The sequence below is a fragment of the Pseudomonas sp. NPDC089743 genome, from assembly GCF_044748785.1.
In the GTDB taxonomy this organism is placed as follows: Bacteria; Pseudomonadota; Gammaproteobacteria; order Pseudomonadales; family Pseudomonadaceae; genus Aquipseudomonas; species Aquipseudomonas putida_X.
This window is the reverse complement of sequence record NZ_JBIVGS010000005.1, coordinates 37,151-53,959: the sequence shown is the minus strand read 5'-3', so window position 1 is coordinate 53,959 and position 16,809 is coordinate 37,151. Positions and strand designations below refer to the sequence as shown.

Annotated in this window: 18 protein-coding genes; 5 read left to right on the top strand and 13 right to left on the bottom strand. The window is 63.1% G+C overall.

All coding sequences use genetic code 11. From position 1 onward, the window contains the following. Window positions 1-37: 37 nt before the first annotated feature. The 8 genes from murB to ACIPZC_RS11160 all read right to left on the bottom strand — a co-directional run bounded on the left by murB (window position 38) and on the right by ACIPZC_RS11160 (window position 6,884). Window positions 38-1,057: a UDP-N-acetylmuramate dehydrogenase gene (murB, locus tag ACIPZC_RS11195; RefSeq protein WP_241803026.1), complete on the bottom strand. Its 1,020-nt coding sequence runs from the start codon at window positions 1,055-1,057 to the stop codon at window positions 38-40. Then, the gene (locus ACIPZC_RS11190; protein ID WP_400626928.1) at window positions 1,054-1,518 is read right to left on the bottom strand and encodes a low molecular weight protein-tyrosine-phosphatase; all 465 of its coding nucleotides are present in this window, start codon (window positions 1,516-1,518) and stop codon (window positions 1,054-1,056) included. The genes murB and ACIPZC_RS11190 overlap by 4 nt, the downstream gene beginning before the upstream one ends. Continuing rightward, a complete protein-coding gene (kdsB, locus tag ACIPZC_RS11185; RefSeq protein WP_241803024.1) occupies window positions 1,518-2,282 on the bottom strand; it encodes a 3-deoxy-manno-octulosonate cytidylyltransferase in 765 nt (254 codons plus the stop codon). Before kdsB ends, ACIPZC_RS11190 begins: the two co-directional genes overlap by 1 nt. Then, window positions 2,279-2,464, bottom strand: a complete 186-nt coding sequence (locus ACIPZC_RS11180; protein ID WP_003247142.1) for a Trm112 family protein — start codon at window positions 2,462-2,464, stop codon at window positions 2,279-2,281. Before ACIPZC_RS11180 ends, kdsB begins: the two co-directional genes overlap by 4 nt. 43 nt (window positions 2,465-2,507) lie before the next feature. Then, window positions 2,508-3,518 carry a tetraacyldisaccharide 4'-kinase gene (gene lpxK, locus ACIPZC_RS11175; protein WP_400626927.1) on the bottom strand — a complete coding sequence of 337 codons (1,011 nt, stop codon included), beginning with the start codon at window positions 3,516-3,518 and terminating at the stop codon, window positions 2,508-2,510. Continuing rightward, window positions 3,518-3,952 carry an ExbD/TolR family protein gene (locus ACIPZC_RS11170; RefSeq protein WP_400626926.1) on the bottom strand — a complete coding sequence of 145 codons (435 nt, stop codon included), beginning with the start codon at window positions 3,950-3,952 and terminating at the stop codon, window positions 3,518-3,520. The genes lpxK and ACIPZC_RS11170 overlap by 1 nt, the downstream gene beginning before the upstream one ends. Then, a complete protein-coding gene (locus ACIPZC_RS11165; protein ID WP_241803021.1) occupies window positions 3,949-4,584 on the bottom strand; it encodes a MotA/TolQ/ExbB proton channel family protein in 636 nt (211 codons plus the stop codon). The genes ACIPZC_RS11170 and ACIPZC_RS11165 overlap by 4 nt, the downstream gene beginning before the upstream one ends. 68 nt (window positions 4,585-4,652) lie before the next feature. Continuing rightward, window positions 4,653-6,884, bottom strand: coding sequence for a DNA internalization-related competence protein ComEC/Rec2 (locus ACIPZC_RS11160; protein ID WP_400626923.1), 2,232 nt, complete (start codon window positions 6,882-6,884; stop codon window positions 4,653-4,655). A gap of 142 nt (window positions 6,885-7,026) precedes the next feature. Between ACIPZC_RS11160 and ACIPZC_RS11155 the strand changes: the two genes are divergently transcribed. Next, window positions 7,027-7,653: a DUF2062 domain-containing protein gene (locus ACIPZC_RS11155; protein WP_267822049.1), complete on the top strand. Its 627-nt coding sequence runs from the start codon at window positions 7,027-7,029 to the stop codon at window positions 7,651-7,653. On the opposite strand, the gene ACIPZC_RS11150 is transcribed toward ACIPZC_RS11155, so the two are convergent. The 3 genes from ACIPZC_RS11150 to ACIPZC_RS11140 form a co-directional block, all read right to left on the bottom strand. Next, on the bottom strand, window positions 7,537-8,316 hold the full coding sequence (locus ACIPZC_RS11150; protein WP_241803018.1) for an ABC transporter permease: 780 nt from the start codon (window positions 8,314-8,316) through the stop codon (window positions 7,537-7,539). The two genes, ACIPZC_RS11155 and ACIPZC_RS11150, sit on opposite strands and share 117 nt — an antisense overlap. After that, window positions 8,313-9,245, bottom strand: a complete 933-nt coding sequence (locus tag ACIPZC_RS11145; protein ID WP_400626920.1) for an ABC transporter ATP-binding protein — start codon at window positions 9,243-9,245, stop codon at window positions 8,313-8,315. Before ACIPZC_RS11145 ends, ACIPZC_RS11150 begins: the two co-directional genes overlap by 4 nt. A 132-nt stretch (window positions 9,246-9,377) precedes the next feature. Further along, window positions 9,378-10,001 carry a glutathione S-transferase gene (locus ACIPZC_RS11140; RefSeq protein WP_400626918.1) on the bottom strand — a complete coding sequence of 208 codons (624 nt, stop codon included), beginning with the start codon at window positions 9,999-10,001 and terminating at the stop codon, window positions 9,378-9,380. 190 nt (window positions 10,002-10,191) lie between these two features. On the opposite strand from ACIPZC_RS11140, the gene ACIPZC_RS11135 reads away from it, so the two are divergent. Continuing rightward, entirely contained in the window at window positions 10,192-12,639 is a 2,448-nt protein-coding gene (locus ACIPZC_RS11135) for an acyl-CoA dehydrogenase (RefSeq protein ID WP_400626916.1), read from the top strand. A gap of 107 nt (window positions 12,640-12,746) precedes the next feature. On the opposite strand, the gene ACIPZC_RS11130 is transcribed toward ACIPZC_RS11135, so the two are convergent. Then, on the bottom strand, window positions 12,747-13,172 hold the full coding sequence (locus ACIPZC_RS11130) for a hypothetical protein (protein WP_400626914.1): 426 nt from the start codon (window positions 13,170-13,172) through the stop codon (window positions 12,747-12,749). 229 nt (window positions 13,173-13,401) lie between these two features. Here ACIPZC_RS11130 and ACIPZC_RS11125 point away from each other — a divergent pair, with 229 nt between their 5' ends. The 3 genes from ACIPZC_RS11125 (at window position 13,402) to ACIPZC_RS11115 (ending at window position 15,325) form a co-directional block, all read left to right on the top strand. Next, entirely contained in the window at window positions 13,402-13,812 is a 411-nt protein-coding gene (locus ACIPZC_RS11125) for a PA2817 family protein (protein ID WP_400626912.1), read from the top strand. A gap of 166 nt (window positions 13,813-13,978) precedes the next feature. Then, window positions 13,979-14,515 carry a fimbrial protein gene (locus ACIPZC_RS11120; RefSeq protein ID WP_400626910.1) on the top strand — a complete coding sequence of 179 codons (537 nt, stop codon included), beginning with the start codon at window positions 13,979-13,981 and terminating at the stop codon, window positions 14,513-14,515. Window positions 14,516-14,584: 69 nt separating this feature from the next. After that, a complete protein-coding gene (locus ACIPZC_RS11115; protein ID WP_400626908.1) occupies window positions 14,585-15,325 on the top strand; it encodes a molecular chaperone in 741 nt (246 codons plus the stop codon). Window positions 15,326-15,332: 7 nt separating this feature from the next. On the opposite strand, the gene ACIPZC_RS11110 is transcribed toward ACIPZC_RS11115, so the two are convergent. Then, window positions 15,333-16,808 (bottom strand): hypothetical protein, encoded by a 1,476-nt coding sequence (locus ACIPZC_RS11110; RefSeq protein ID WP_400626906.1) that lies wholly within the window; start codon window positions 16,806-16,808, stop codon window positions 15,333-15,335. Between the last annotated feature and the right edge of the window lies 1 nt (window position 16,809).

Here is a 16,809-nt window from a genome sequence, read left to right as displayed (position 1 = left end):
GGCTTTTTCTTGGCCGCTTGGGGTGCCTGCACCGGGCTCAGTACAGGTTGGGCTCCATCTCCAGCGCAACCCCGAACCGCGCCAGGATATCCGCCTGAATGCGTTGCGCCAGGCCATGCAACTGCGCTCCGCTTGCCTGGCCATAATTGACCAGCACCAGCGACTGCAAACGGTGCACACCGGCATCGCCATCTCGATACCCCTTCCAGCCGGCCTGCTCGATCAACCAGCCTGCCGCCAGCTTGACCTGCCCGTCAGCCTGGGGATAAGCCACCACACCTGGAAACTCAGCGCGGATCCGCGCCAGCTGTTCGACGGCAACCACCGGGTTCTTGAAAAAGCTGCCGGCATTGCCCAGCTCAGCCGGATCGGGCAGTTTCTCGCGGCGAATGCTGCAAATAGCGTCGCTGATGGCCTGCGCCGTCGGCGCCTGCACGCCCTGCTCGGCCAGGCGCTGACGCACCGGGCCGTAGTCCAGATGGGCCTGCAGCCGATGGCTCAAGGCAAAGCGCACCCGCAGGATCAACCACCGCCCAGGGTTACGCTTGAACAGGCTGTCGCGGTAACCAAAAGCACATTCCTCAAGCCCGAAGTCACGCAGCTCGCCTGTGTGCCGGTCCAGTGCCGTCAACCCGGCGAACACATCCTTGATTTCCACGCCGTAGGCGCCCACATTCTGCATCGGCGCAGCCCCTACCGTGCCCGGGATGAGGCTGAGGTTTTCAAGGCCACAAAAGCCTTGCTGCAACGACCATTGCACGAAGGGGTGCCACGGCTCGCCCGCCTCGGCCTCGACCAGCACACGCCCTGCGTCATCACCGAGGACGTGGCGGCCACGGCTGGCCATGTGCAGTACCAGCGCGTCGACATCACGGGTCAGCAGCAGGTTGCTGCCGCCGCCGATGACCATCACCGCAAGCCCTCGCTGGCGCGCTTGCGCCAGGGCCTCGCGCACCTCGTCGTCGCTCTGTACCTGGGCGAAGTACCGGGCTTTCACATCGATGCCGAAGGTGTTGTAAGGCTTGAGTGAAACCTGCTCCTGCCAGTGCGCCGTCATAACCGCCCCTTGATTTCGACAACCAGCTCATGGCATGCCGCCTCGATCAGGTCCAGCACCTGCTCGAACCCCTCTGCGCCGCCGTAGTAAGGGTCCGGCACTTCATCCACAGGCGCCCCATAGCGGCGCAGGAACAGGTCAAGCTCGCCAATCGCATTGGGGGCACGCATGGCGCGCAGGTGGCGCAGGTTGCTTTCGTCCATGGCCAGAATCAGGTCGTACTCGGCAAAGTGCTCAGCCTTGACCTGCTGGGCACGCTGTTGCGACAGGTCATAGCCCCGCGCCAGTGCGGCCTTGCAGGTGCGGCTGTCAGGCCCCTTGCCTACGTGCCAGTCACCGGTCCCGGCGGACGCCACCTGCACCTGCCCAGCCAGGCCAGCGGCCTGCAACTGATGGCGCAGCACACCTTCGGCGGTGGGCGACCGGCAGATATTGCCCAGGCAAACGAACAGGACGCGCATCAGGCCTCCAGCAAGCGCCGTACGCGCTCGAGGTCGTGTGCAGTATCGACACCCACTGCTGGCGCCTCGATGGCATCGGCCACGTGGATACGCACGCCATGCCAGAGGGCACGCAGCTGCTCGAGCGCCTCGGTCTGCTCGAGCCAGCACGGCCCCCAGCTGACGAAGTCCTGAAGGAAACCGACGCGGTAGGCGTACATGCCGATATGGCGGCGGTAAGGCACACCCTGCGGCAGTTGGTTGCGGTCATTGGCGAAAACGTCACGTGCCCACGGCAGCGGCGCACGGCTGAAGCTCAAGGCCAGGCCGTTCTTGTCGCTGACCACCTTGACCGCATTGGGGTTGAACACGGTTTCGGGGTCGTGGATTGGCTCGGCCAGGGTGGCAATACCTGCCTCCGGATGCGCCGCCAGGTTGGCTGCGACCTGGTCGATGATCACCGGCGGGATGAGCGGCTCATCCCCCTGGACGTTGACCACGATGGCGTCGGCCGGCAGGCCAAGCTGCGCAGCCACTTCAGCCAGGCGGTCGGTACCCGACTCATGGTCGGCGCGGGTCATCAGTACTTCAGCGCCAAAGGCCTGGCAGGCCTCGACGATACTGGCGTCGTCGGTGGCGATGACCACACGGCCGGCACCGCTCTTGCGCGCCTGCTCCCAGACGTGCTGAACCATCGGCTTGCCGGCGATCAGCAACAACGGCTTGCCCGGCAGGCGCGTCGAGCGCAGCCGGGCGGGAATGACCACGGTGAAGTTCAGGCTCATTTGTCCAGACGCTCGTCGTCGGTCAGGGTGCGCGCCTCGCTTTCCAGCATCACCGGGATGCCATCGCGGATCGGGTAGGCCAGGCCAGCGCCCTTGCTGATCAGCTCGGTCTTGTCAGCGCTGAGCTTGAGCGGCCCCTTGGTGATCGGGCAGGCCAGGATGTCGAGCAATTTGGTGTCCATGGAAGCTTCCTTGAGGCCAGATGGCCGGAAATTGAAAAGGGGCTCAGGGCGTTCGCGGCCCTGGCAGCAAGCGTTGCAGCTGGCTGTCGAACCAGTCGCAGAAGGCCGGCGTCGGCAGCGCCTCCACGGCCAGGTACCACCAGTCATCGGCAGCGAAGGCCCGGCACTTCACCGCGTCCTTCTCGGTCATCACCAATGGCAGCGACGGGCTGAAAGCCAGGCTTTGCGCGCTGAACTGGGCGTGGTCGGCGAACGGATGCGGCACCGGCTGCCAGTTTAGCCCCAGCAGGGTGTTGAAGAAACGTTGCGGGTTGCCGATACCGGCCACCGCATGCAGGCGCTGGCCAGGAGGAAAGAAGTCGAGCGCGCGGCGCTCTCCACTGCGCAGGTTGACCAGCGCACTGGGTTGCAGACGAAAAGCGAAGCCCTCCGGACGGTCGGCAGTGGCGCCATTGAACAGCACCGCATCGGCCTCTTGCAGGCGCTCGGCAGGCTCGCGCAGGGGGCCGGCCGGCAGGCAGCGACCATTGCCCAGGCCACGGGCAGCATCGATCAGCACCAGCTCCAGGTCGCGCGCCAGGCGATAGTGCTGCATACCATCGTCGCACAGGATCAGGTCCAACGGCTCGCTGGCCAGCAATGCCTGCACGGCGCGGGAGCGGTCGGGGTCGATCATCAGCGGCACACCCGTGCGTTGAACGATCAGCAAAGGCTCATCGCCGGCCTGCTCGGCACGCTGCGAGGCTTCGACACGCCAGGGCAACCGAGGCGGTGTTGCACCGTAGCCGCGGCTGACCACCCCCACCCTCAGCCCCTGGCGCCGGCAATGCTCGATCAACCAGAGGATCATCGGCGTCTTGCCGGTGCCACCAACGGTGATGTTGCCCACTACGATGACCGGCACCGGGGCGCGGTAGCTGGCGCTTTCGCCACTGAGAAACCGCGCGCGCTTGCGCGTCACCACCCGCCGGTAAAGCGCCTCGAGCGGGCGCAGCAGGGCAAGGGCCGGATGCCCGGCGTACCAGGCGGCTAGCAGACGGTCGGCGAGCGCCATCAAGGTGTCCCCTGGGCAGCCTCGACGGTGGTCATGCGCAGGTGGCTGAAACCGAGCTTGCCGGCGGCATCCATCGCAGTGATCACGGCCTGGTGCGGGGTCTTGCCGTCGGCGCTGATGGCCAGCGGCAGCGTGTTGTCACCGCCCGACTCGCGCTGGATCGCCTCGGTCAGGGTGGCCAGGTCGCTCTTGGGCAACAGGTGGTTGTTCACCGAATACACGCCATCGGCACTGATGGTGACCTCCACCAGCTTTTCCTGGTCTGCGCCTGGCTGTTCGGCGCTGACGGCCTCAGGCAGCTCCACACGCAGCTGGGTCTCACGGGTGAAGGTGGTGGTGACCACGAAGAACAGCAGCAGGACGAACACCACGTCGATCAACGACGCCAGGTTGATGTCGACGTTCTCCCGCTGGCGATTGCGCCGGAACTTCACGCCTTGCCTCCGGCCACTTCGACTTCACGGTCGCCCTGGATGACCTCCACCAGCTTGATTGCCTCCTGCTCCATGCCCACCACCAGTTCGTCGATGCGGCGCAGCAGGAAACGGTGGAAGAACACGGCCGGGATGCCGACCATCAGGCCAGCCGCCGTAGTGACAAGCGCCTTGGAAATACCACTGGCCAGCACGGCCGCATTGGCGGTCATCTGCGTCCCCATGAAGGCGCTGAAGATATCGATCATGCCCAGTACGGTACCGAGCAGGCCAAGCAGCGGGGCCATCGCGGCGATGGTACCGAGCGTGCTGATGTAGCGCTCCAGTTCGTGGATGACCCGCGAGGCCGACTCCTCGATGCACTCTTTCATGATTTCACGGCCATGGCGCGAGTTGGCCAGGCCCGCAGCGAGGATCTCACCCAGCGGCGAATCGGCGCGCAGGGCCTTGAGCTTGTCACTGGTGAGTTGCTTGTCCTTGATCCACATCCACACCTGGCCCAGCAGGTGTGGCGGGGTAACGCGGCTGGCGCGCAGGGTCCACAGGCGCTCGACGACGATAGCCATGGCAGCGATGGAGCTCAGAATGATCGGCAGCATCATCCAACCACCGGACTTGACCAATTCCCACACAGTAAACGCCCCCTCGGAAAAAGGCCGCCACTCTAACATAGGCGCGCCGGGGGCTCATCTGCCGAAGGTCAGGGAATTGCGTGGGGGTATGCACCCCTACTGCGCCAAAAGCGTCGTTGCCCCCGTACGCCCTCCACTTCGCCACGGCTTCCCAACACCAAGCGCAACGCCCCCTCCACCGCCGTATCGTGAATGGCCAGCCCATGCCGCCGATACCGCTCGAGCACCTGCACATGCGGATGCCCGAAACCATTGTTACGCCCGCGCGAGATCAGCACCCCGCGCGGAGCCGTGGCACGGATGAATGCCTCGGTCGAGGAACTGCGGCTGCCATGGTGCGGCGACTGCAGCCAATCGATACGTGGCGCGGCGTGGTCCGCCAACCATGCGCGCTCGGCCCCCGCCTCCATATCGCCGGCCAATAGCAGCCGCTCTCCCTGCGCCTCGACCAGCAGCACGCACGAGCGGTCGTTGCTGCTCTGCCCTTGGGCCCAATGCCACAGCGAAAAGCGCACCCCATCCCATTCCCACTGCTCACCACGGGTACAAGGCTGCAGGGCAAGGCTCTCCAGCGCTTCGCCGCCCAGCGCACGCACCACCGGCAACCCTCGGTACACGGCCGGTGCGCCACCGGCATGATCGGCATGGGCATGGCTGACGAGCATGATGTCCAGGCGCTTGACGCCCAGCTTGTGCAAAGTCGGCAACACCACCCGCTCACCCAGATCACTATCGCCCCGCGCAGGCCCGGCGTCGTAGAGCAGGCTGTGATGTTGCGTGCGCAGCAAGACCGCCAAGCCCTGCCCGACATCCAGCTGCCAGACTTCCACCTGCCCAGGGGGCACAGCTTCCCTGGGCACCCACAACGCCAGCAGCAGGGTACCGCCCAGGCTGCGCAGGGGCACGCCGGACGGCAGCAGCACCAGCAACGACCCCAGGCAGACCATCAGCCAGGCCCAGGTCGGCAACGCAGGCGGTAGCCATGCCGGGCGCCGGTCCGCTACCCACGCCAGCAACCGGAACAAGACGTCCAGCAGCCCACCTGCCAGCCACAACAGGCCTTCACCTACCCCTGCCAACGGCAGCAGCAAGGTCCCAAGCAGCGCCAAAGGCAATACCGCCAGGCTGATCCAGGGCACTGCCAGCAAGTTGGCCAATGGCGAACTCAGGCTGACCGGCAAACCGGTGGCGATCAATACCGGCAGCAGGCCGATGGCGATCACCCACTGGGCGCGGGTCCACCCTTGCCAGGGCCGCCACCTGCCAAGACGCGAACTGAAGCAGTAGACCAGGGTCGCCACTGCCGCGAACGACAGCCAGAACCCAGGCAACAGCGGGGCCAGGGGCTCGGCCAGCAGCACCCCGGTGAGCGCCAGCAGCAAAGGGAACAGCGCCCCAAGATGGCGAAAGCGCAGGCGCCAGAGCAAGACCACGGCCAGCATCAGGCAGGCGCGCTGCACCGGCACCCCCGCACCGGCCAGCCAGCCATAGGCCAGCGCCGCGCCCAGGGCCAGGCCACATGCACACGGCAACCAGGGTAGAGCCGCAGGCCACAGGCCACGGCGCGCCAGGCCGGCGACCAGGGCGTAAAGCAAGCCGGCGACCAGGCCGATGTGCTGCCCCGAAATCACCAACAGGTGGACCGTGCCCGTGGCCAGCAGCGCTTGCCAGTCCTCGCGGGCCAAGCCGGCGCCATCACCGAGCACCAGCGCGACGAGGGCAGCTTCCCGGCCGTGGGCGGCGACACTCAACAAGCGCTGGCGCAGAGCGTCACGCCAGCCCGGCTGCGCTGCATCCAGCACATGGCCGGCCTTGACCGTGCCAGTGGCGCCGATGCGCCTGGCCAACAACTGTGCCTCCCGGTCCGGACCATGCGGGTTTAGCAGCCCGGCCGGGCGCTGCAGGGTAGCGGCCAGGCGCCAGCGCTCGCCAGCACGCAGCGGTGGGCCGTCGAACCACTGCAATTGCAGGCGCTGGGGCAACGCAGCGCGGCGCGAGCGCGGTTGCTCCAGTTCAAAGCGTACCCCACGCGCCGTGTGGGTCGGCAAGCCGACCACCCGGCCCTCCAGCCACAGCGTACGGCCATCCAGGCCTGGGGCCAGGCGGTCATCCAGTGCCTGCTGCGCCGACCAGCAAGCCCAGCACAGCCCCAGCGCAAAGCAACCCAGCGGCCAAAAGCGTGTGCACAGGCAAAGCAGGCCGCCACCGAGCAGCAGCCACAGCCACACGACCGATGGCAATTGGGGAACAATACCCAGGCACAACAGCCCGAGCGCCAGCGCAAACATCCCTGTGCGCATGAGTTAGAGCTCCGGAAACCGAATGACCCACTCAGGCATAGACGAAAAGACGCCGAGGCTCGCTCAACAATTGTCACAAACTCTGAACGAGGCTGAGATGGAATCAAGGCATACTTGCGTGATGACCGCTCGGGGAGCCTACATGCCGCGCCGCCTTTTCAAACGCTACATGCCGGATCCGACCAGCATTCGGGAACACAAGTCCTTACGCTTTTTCGGCAAGTTGCTGCATGATCCGAATCTTTGGCACCTGAACCGCCACTCGGTGGCCCGGGCCATGGGCGTGGGCCTGTTCGCGGCACTGATTCCCGTCCCCATGCAGATGCTGCTGGCCGCTGCGCTGGCGATCCCGGTGCGTGGCAACCTGCCGATCGCCGTCAGCCTGGTATGGCTGACCAACCCCTTGACCATGCCACCGGTATTTTTCGTCACCTACATGACCGGCGCCTGGTTGCTGGGCACACCGCCGCGCAGCCTGCCCGACGACCTCACCTTCGAATGGATCACCGACCAGCTGGCAACGCTATGGCAGCCGTTCCTGCTGGGCTCGGTGGTGTGCGGTGTGGTGCTGGGCATCGTCGCCTGGTTCACCACCCTGTTGTACTGGCGCTGGTGGATTGGCCGGCAATGGCGCCGGCGCAAGCTCAGGGCCTCAGGCGCGCATGCCGCGGCCGCTGACCAGCAGGCGAACGCACAGTGCATAGAGCACCGCAGTGGCGACCAGCATGAAGGTGATCGCCGTACCAATGCTGATATCCGACACCCCTAGGATGCCGTAGCGGAACGAGTTGACCATGTGCAGCACCGGGTTGGCCAGCGACACGGTCTGCCAGAACGGCGGCAGCAGGTTGATCGAATAGAACACCCCGCCCAGGTAGGTCAGCGGCGTCAGCACGAAGGTCGGGATGATCGAGATGTCGTCGAAGTTGCGTGCGAACACGGCGTTGACGAAGCCCAGCAGCGAGAAGATGGTGGCCGTCAGCAACACCACGACCACGGTCACACCCAAGTGGTGCACCTGCAGGTCGGTAAAGAACATCGACAGGAGGGTCACGATCACCCCGACCGCCAGCCCGCGCAGCACGCCACCCAGCACATAGCCGACGAGAATCGTGTGCGGCGACACCGGCGACACCATCAGCTCTTCGATCGAGCGCTGGAACTTGCTGCCGAAGAAGCTCGACACCACGTTGCCGTAGGAGTTGGTGATCACCGACATCATGATCAGCCCCGGCACGATGTACTGCATGTAGGTGAAACCACCCATGTCGCCGATCTGCCGGCCAATCAGGTTACCGAAGATGACGAAGTACAGCACCATGGTAATGGCCGGGGGCAGCAAGGTTTGCGGCCAGATACGCAGGAAGCGCCGCACTTCGCGGTAGACGATGGTGTTCAGGGCGACCCAGTTGGTGCGCAGTTCCACACTCATACGGCCACCTTCGACAGGTTCTTTTCCACCAGTGACACAAACAGCTCCTCGAGTCGGTTGGTCTTGTTGCGCAGGCTCTGCACCTCGATGTTCTGCAGCGCCAGCTGGGCGAACAGCGCGGTGATGCCAATGTCCTTTTCCACTTGCACCTCAAGGCTGTGCGGGGTCAGCAGCCGGCACGGATAGCCTTGCAGCACTGGCGCGCTGGCAAGGTCCTGCTTGATGTCGAGCACGAAGGTCTCCACATGCAGCTTGCCCAGCAACTGGCGCATGCTGGTGTTCTCGACGATGGTGCCGTGGTCGATGATGCCGATGTTACGGCACAGCTGTTCGGCTTCTTCCAGGTAGTGGGTGGTCAGGATGATGGTGATGCCCTTCTGGTTGAGCTCGGTGAGGAAGCTCCACATCGACCGGCGCAGCTCGATGTCCACCCCTGCGGTCGGTTCATCGAGGATCAGCAGGCGTGGCTCGTGGATCAACGCCCGGGCGATCATCAGCCGGCGCTTCATGCCGCCGGACAACGAGCGCGACTGGACATCGCGCTTGTCCCACAACCCCAGCTGGGTCAGGTACTGTTCAGCGCGCTCTTTGGCCAGTTTTGGCGGGATACCGTAATAGCCGGCCTGGGTGACCACGATATCGAAGGTCTTCTCGAACTGGTTGAAGTTGAACTCCTGCGGCACCACCCCCAGGCAGCGCTTGAGCGCAGCAGGCTCACGATCCAGGTCGTGGCCGAACACGTTCACCGTGCCAGTGGTCTTGTTGACCAGCGTTGAGAGGATGCCGATGGTGGTGGATTTGCCGGCGCCGTTGGGGCCGAGCAAGGCGAAGAAGTCACCTTCGGCGACGTCCAGGTCGATCCCTTTAAGGGCCTGGAAGCCGTTACCGTAGGTTTTGGTCAACTGTCGGATGGACAGGGCAGAACTCATAGCGGGTCACGTACCGAGTGAAAAGGTCAGGACACGCCAGGGCAATTCACTGGCGCAGTGAGTGCGGCCATGGTGCAAGGCCCGGCCGCACAAGTACAGTTACATGTATTGATAGTGACTATCGAAGCAGGTTCAGGTCAGTGCCGTCATTACCGCTGCCTGATAAGCCGGGCGCTGCTTGAGGCGCTCATACCAGGCTTGCAGATGGTGCATGGCCGGGCGCTCGATAGGCATTTCGAACCAGGCATAGACGAAACAACCCAGTGGGATGTCGCCCATGCCGATCTGGTCACCTGAGAGGTACGGCTGGTGCGCCAGGGTTTGATCGGCGATCGACAGCAATTGCGCGCACTGTTTTTGCGCGGCATTGATCGCCACCCAGTCGCGCTGGTCTTCTGGCGTGCGCAGCAGGCCCCAGAACAGCGGACGGAACGGGGTGGCCAACGACGACGTGGTCCAGTCCATCCACTTGTCGGCCAGGGCGCGCTGGCGCGGGTCGTTCAGGTACCAACCTTGTTCGGTTCCATATTCGGCACACAGGTAACGGACGATGGTGTTGGATTCCCACAGCACCAGGTCACCATCCTCGAGCATGGGCACCAGGCCATTGGGGTTGAGGGCGCGGTAGTGCGGCTCGTCGACCACACCGAAGGCGCCGCCGGCGTCGATGGACTGGAAATCCAGGCCCAGCTCGTGGGCGATCCACAGCGCCTTGCGCACATTGCTCGAATTCTTGCGGCCCCAGATCTTCAGCATGGCAACGTCCTTATGAGATGCAAAGGTGGCACAGTCTACTCCAGACCTTCGCTACCTGTACCGGCGCAGGCACGCAATGAACTGAAACTCCCACCGCCACACCCTGTCACTGTTCTGACCCTGCCGTTCACAGCATTGCGTCTAAGCTGTCTGGGACGGCTCAAGCCCCTGGTTCCAAGGAGGACCGATTATGTTGCTGTTGTGGTTGGTAGTGCTGGTGATCGGCGCGGCATACCTCACGCACCGGCGCCTGGCGCCCTTGCAGATTCTTGGCATCATGGCGGCCTATGTGCTGCTGATGGGCATTTTCAGCAGTGCGCCCGGCTGGCTGCTGGCGCTGATCTGGGTGGTGCTCGCCCTCAAGGTCGCGCTGGTGGTGCTGCCCGAATGGCGGCGCAAGGTGCTCAGCGGCCCGGTGTTCCGCTGGTTCCAGCGCACCTTGCCGCCCATGTCGCAAACCGAGCGCGAAGCCATCGATGCCGGCACGGTCTGGTGGGACGGCGAACTGTTCAGCGGCCGCCCAGACTGGCGCACCCTGCTGGCCTACCCGGCGCCGAAGCTGACCGACGAAGAGCAGACATTCATCGATGGGCCCACGGAAGAACTGTGCGCCATGGTCAGCGACTGGCAGATCGGCCAGGACCTGGACCTGCCGCCGGAGGCCTGGCAGCACATCAAGCAGAACGGCTTCTTCGCCTTGATCATCCCCAAGGCGTACGGCGGCAAGGGCTTCTCCGCCTACGCCCACTCCCAGGTGGCGATGAAACTGGCCACCCGCAGCGGCGACCTGGCCTCCACGGTAATGGTACCCAACTCGCTGGGCCCGGCCGAACTGCTGCTGCACTACGGCACCGATGAACAGCGCAACCACTACCTGCCACGGCTTGCTCGCGGCGACGAGATTCCCTGCTTCGCCCTGACCGGCCCGCTAGCCGGCTCCGACGCTGGCGCCATGCCCGACACCGGCATCATCTGCAAGGGCCAGTGGAACGGTGAAGAGGTGCTGGGCCTGCGCCTTAACTGGGAAAAGCGCTACATCACCCTGGGCCCGGTCGCGACCTTGCTTGGCCTGGCCTTCAAGGCCTACGACCCCGACCACCTGCTGGGCGACGAGGAAGAGCTGGGCATCAGCCTGGCCCTGATCCCCACCGACACACCCGGGGTGGAGATCGGCAAACGTCACCTGCCGCTAGGTGCAGCCTTCATGAATGGCCCCAACAGCGGCAAGGACGTGTTCGTGCCGCTGGACATGCTGATCGGCGGCCAGGCCATGCTCGGCAAGGGCTGGATGATGTTGATGAACTGCCTGTCGGTGGGGCGCTCCATTTCCCTGCCGGCAGTCGGTACGGGGGCCGCCAAGTACACCAGCCTGGTCACCGGCCAGTACGCGAACATTCGCGAGCAATTCAACGTACCGCTGGCAGCATTCGAGGGTATTCAAGAGTCGCTGGCACGCATCGGCGGCAACGCCTGGCTGATGGACAGCGCCCGCCTGTTGACGGCCAACGCCGTGGACCTGGGCGAGAAGCCGTCGGTGCTGTCGGCGATTCTCAAGTACCATCTCACCGAACGTGGGCGCGAATGCATTCAACACGCCATGGACGTGCACGGTGGCAAGGGCATCATCATGGGCCCGAACAACTACTTGGGCCGCAACTGGCAAGGGGCGCCAATTTTCATCACGGTCGAAGGCGCCAACATTCTTTCGCGCAACTTGATGATTTTTGGCCAAGGCGCGATCCGCTGCCACCCTTTCGTGCTGAAGGAAATGGCGTTGGCCGGGCGTGAGGACCACGATCAGGCGCTGAAAGAGTTCGACGAACTGCTGATGAAACACATCATGTTCGCCGCCGGTAACGCGGCCAGCACACTGGTGTTCAACCTGGGGCTCGGCCGCCTGGAAAACGTGCCGGGTGATGCACTGAGCCAGGGCTACTTGCGCAGCCTCAACCGGCAGGCCGCTGCCTTTGCCCTGCTCGCGGACCTTTCGATGATGCTGCTTGGCGGGGCACTCAAACGCCGAGAACGCCTCAGTGCACGCCTGGGTGATGTATTGAGTTACCTGTATCTGTCATCGGCCGCACTCAAGCGTTATCACGACCTGGGCTCGCCCGAACACATGCAGCCATTGCTGCGCTGGGCCATGGAAGAATGCCTGGGCCAGGCGGAAAAAGCCCTGGATCGGCTGCTGGACAATTTTCCTAACCGGTTTGTCGGCTGCGCGCTGCGCGTGCTGGTATTCCCGTTCGGCCGCCGTCATGCAGGGCCGAACGATGAATTGGATGCCGAAGTGGCGGCGCTGATCGGGCGCAGCAAAGGCGACCCTGCGCTGGAAGAGTTGCTGGCCGGCTGCTTCCGACCGCAAGTTGCCGGCGACCCTGTGGCGGCACTGCAGCGGGCCCGCGATTTGCTCGATGAAGTGGCGCCGGTGCGCGAGGTGCTGCATCAGGCCGTCAAAGAGGGGAAGGTGCAAACGGTCCCCGGCCAATCGGTAATCGATGCGGCAGTCGAAAGTGGCCTAGTGCAACCAGGCGAGGCGCAACGGCTGCGTGAAGCGGAGCAAGCCTGCCGCGTAGTGATCGATGTGGATGCTTTTGACAAAGAGCAATTGCTACTGGCAGAGGGCAAGGTGCGCTGAGCGGTCAGTCATTCAGGTGCAAGGGCGGCTCTTCGCCAGGACGCAACGTTATGTCTCGGCCCCGGCACGCCCCCGCACCTTGTACCACATGCCTGGACAAGACCAGTTCAGGCGCTGGGCGGCGCGGGGGAAAGTTTAACGTCACACACGATTATTTGCTTTTCCGGATCATCACCGTGGAATGCATCCTTCTTAGCAACCACCATCAGCCCCAAGGACTCCTGAATGAAATCGCCTTCTTCATAGGTTTTCAACAGATAGAAGTATTCGGTACGGTTGAGCGACGCGGGTCTGTGGGTGGTACGCAGCGTGATGAATGATCGCGGCTCAATGTCGAGCCACTCTTTCATCCCAAAGGTGATGGTCGAGGCAGAAGGGACGTGGCTCATTTCAACTATGCTGTGCTTGCCGTTAACCATCCTGCTAGCGCTTTCGCCACTTCCTTCTGCCGGCAAATTGAGCCCTTCGGCCACGTTTTCGCTATTCCAGAAGATGATAGAACCGCTCTGCGTTGGGGGGCTGTCGATTACCATGCTGCTAACCTCGCTCAGAATGAAGATTGTATGCCGTCGACACCGCCGCCACCTGCTGAAAGGCCGCATCGTTGGTTCACGCTTGAATCTACATCAGCAGCGGCGGGGTCACACCTGGCAGAACTGATAGGCAGGAACGCCTGATGGACAGACCCGGCGAGCCCTCTACAATAGGCCCGCGACCGGCGTATACTTCGGGCCCGTTTCGATTACCCTCAAGGATCACCCCATGGTCAATCCCCACCTGGAGTACCACTTGCAACTGCTGCAGCACCTGCGCACCATCCTGGGGGCCCTGGGTGAGGCCGAGCAGGTACCCGAGGAAAGCCATGCCCTGTTTCTCGAACGCTTCGACGAGTTGCTGACGCTGCTACCGCAAGATCCGCTGCAAAGCCAGTACCTGGGCCAAGACCTGATCTGCCAGGTGATTCAGCGCTACCCGCAAATTGCCCACTTGGTACCACGCGACCTGTTGTGGTTCTTCGGCGGCGACTGCCTCCATTTCATGCCTGACCAAGAGCTGGAGCTCTACCAACAGCTGGAAGAATGCCGTTACGAAGCCGAACAGAACGGCGAAACTTTTGACTGGCACCAGCAGAAGCAGTTGCTGAGCCAAGCTCGCGGTAACACGCAACACTGAGCTCGACCGACCGGCGTGGCCCGCTGCGCCTCCCCGACTGCTTCGTCCATAGTTTCCATGGCTCTTGTGGTATTGGCTTACAGCGCCCGCAACCCCGCCCTGAATATCCTGCCTGCCGAACATCCACCCGCATGTTCGAATGCCATCCACTTCCAGGATATAGACAATGAAGCACAGCCTTATCGCCCTCGCCATGGGCCTGGCGAGCACAGCAGCATTTGCAAACACCGGCAATATCAACTTCCACGGCACCATCACCCCAGGCGGTACCTGCCCTATCGAAGTGGTCATGCCAGGCACTGGCGGCAGCATCCTGCCTCGCATTGGCTTGGGTAGCTATCCCCCAAGCTACTTCGGCCCCACCGAAGGCAAGCAGACGCCACCTCGTACGTTCGCTCTGCGAATTGACCCAGCTCATTGCACCATCACCCCCGGTGAAGGGGCCTATGTCACCTTCTCGGCGGTCTACGGCCCTGAAGGCTCCGACCTTTACTCGCTGAAGCCGTACGGCGCTACCGGGTTGGCACTGGCCATTCAGGACCAGAGTCTGACCAACCTCGCCCCAGGCCGCGAATCGATGGCCTACCCGCTCAAAGCCACAGAACCGAACGAACTGCTTTTCCACGCCATGTACCAGTCCACCGGCAGGGTAATTGAAGGCGACGCGACAGCGGAAGTGCTCTTCTCGGTAGATATCAGGTAATACGTTGCGCTCCAGGCGCTTCTGCGGACGCGCCTGGAGCCCCGGCAAAAGTAGCAAAGAGAAATACCCATGCCCCGCCCCAACTCCATTGCATCCAGGCTTGCCCTGGTACTTGGCGCCTGCCTTGCCTTGCTCGTCCAAGCCACTGCACACGCCGCCCTCACCATCAGCTCAACCCGAGTCATCCAGCCCAGCGACCGGCAAAGTACCAGCATCGTGGTCGGCAACCCCAGCCAGCGCGCCTACGCGGCCCAGGCCTGGATCAATACAGAGGCAGATGACAACACCACCGCAGTACCCTTGATCGCCTCACCTGCGCTGTTTCGCATCGATCCGGCCGGCGAACAGACGGTACAGCTCAACCGTCTGCCCAACGACCTGCCCCAGGACCGTGAATCGGTGTTCTACTTCAACCTGCAGGAAATCCCGCAGGCGGACGATAAACCGGACAATACCCTGACCATCGCCCTGCGCACCCGCATCAAGGTCTTCTACCGTCCAACGCAGCTCAAAGGCCGCCCACAGGACCATCTGCAGGACCTGGCCTGGTCAGTGCAAACACTCGACGGCAAGCCGCACCTTGTGGTGGACAACCCCTCCCCTTACTACTTCACCTTCAACCAGCTGACCCTGCGCAGCGCCAAGGGCAGCGAGAAACTAGACGGCAGGAAAATGGCCATCCCCATGGGCCGGCAAACCTACCCCCTCACAACCTCGACCGTGCAGGACGGCCTGAAGGTCGACTTCACAACCATCAATGACTACGGCGGCATCACGCCCGAGCTGTCCCGGCCAGTGGAGCGCCCGTGAAGTTCGCTCACCGGCGGAGTACAGGTCGGTAGAGGGGAAATTTGACCCACGTCGTACCGTCGTCGAAACTGACCTCGACATTGAACGTAAACGGATGGTCACGCATAAGCCTTGCAAGGTAGGCTTTGGGGAGGGTCACATCCTTGTTCGCGCCAATGCCCCTCCTCACTTGCGCATCATTGACCGAATGGGCGGTCAGGATATCGTATGGGGGCGCCTCTGCCCCGCTCGGCAGCACGCCCGTTACCGTGATATTGACCCGCTGCCCCACGGCAATACCCGGCCATACACCCAGGCTGACAGGCACCAGCTCCGGTGCCGAGCCCAGGCTGAATCCATCCGAATCGGCCCCCTCCAGCGCAACCTGGGGTAATCCCTCTTTGAACTCAGTCACTTTCAGGTTACATGGAGTGCCGGGGAAATGTTCTGTTCCATCGCTCACCACATACCCCACTTCCAACGTTCGCTTGCTGTAGGCCAACACACTACGCTCTGGAATCAGAAACCGGCCATCCGTACCGACCTCCGGCTCGGACGTGGTGTAGTAACCATAATCACCCGGCGCCCCCCACTGCACGGTGACCACCTCACCCGGGTAGATAACTGCATCTGCCGACACGACCACCGCCAGGGGGGCAGTATATTTATCCAACTCCAACGACAACTCCCCTCCGCTACCACTAGCCTGGGATACGCTAAGCCACGGCAGGTGCCTGGGAATGGGTTCGGCGGCAACCTCCAGCACAGCCGGCCTGGAGCGCGCACTGAGATTACCCGCCCGGTCGCGAATCTGGTAATGAACATAGCGCGGGCCATCGCCGCGCTCTTTGATTGCATCACCATCAATTGGCAGGTAAATCGTCTGGTCAAGCGCCTCCACGGTGAGTTCACCCATCCAATCGTTGGCAAATGGCTGGTCGTCCCAGTAATAATTGATCACATCGCCAATGCTGGGCCTTTCGTAAGCCGGCAACTCGGCGAGCAAGATGTTTCCATGCCGCTCCAAATAGCGCGCCGTCACACCCTCGCGCCTGACCTCTTCATCAAAAAGCAAAAGCCCCTCATCCCCGCCCAGTACCGGCGACACTTTGTCTATTGTCAAAGTCAATGATCGGGAGGATGTAACAACCCCATTGAAACTCTGCACCTCGTAAGAAACCTCTACAGGGCCATGCTGCAGAACAGAGACCGGGGCCTCAACAAACAGATCATCTTCAGGGATGGCAGCCTCCCAGCGTTTTTCATCAACCTGCACGCCATTCCAGTACAGCCTTAGCGCTTCGGGGGTGGCAGGGGTTGGGTTGGAGATTGGCCACATCGGCACCTCAATCCTGACGGGCTTATCCAGAATCGAAAGTGGCAACAGGCCTGGTTCGCCATCTGGTACATCCGGGAGCGCCATCGGTGCCGTCGGTGGCCCAAGTCGATTAGCCCCAAACAACCCAGGCCAACGCGCACGTAGCCATTTTTGAATAATGCGCATC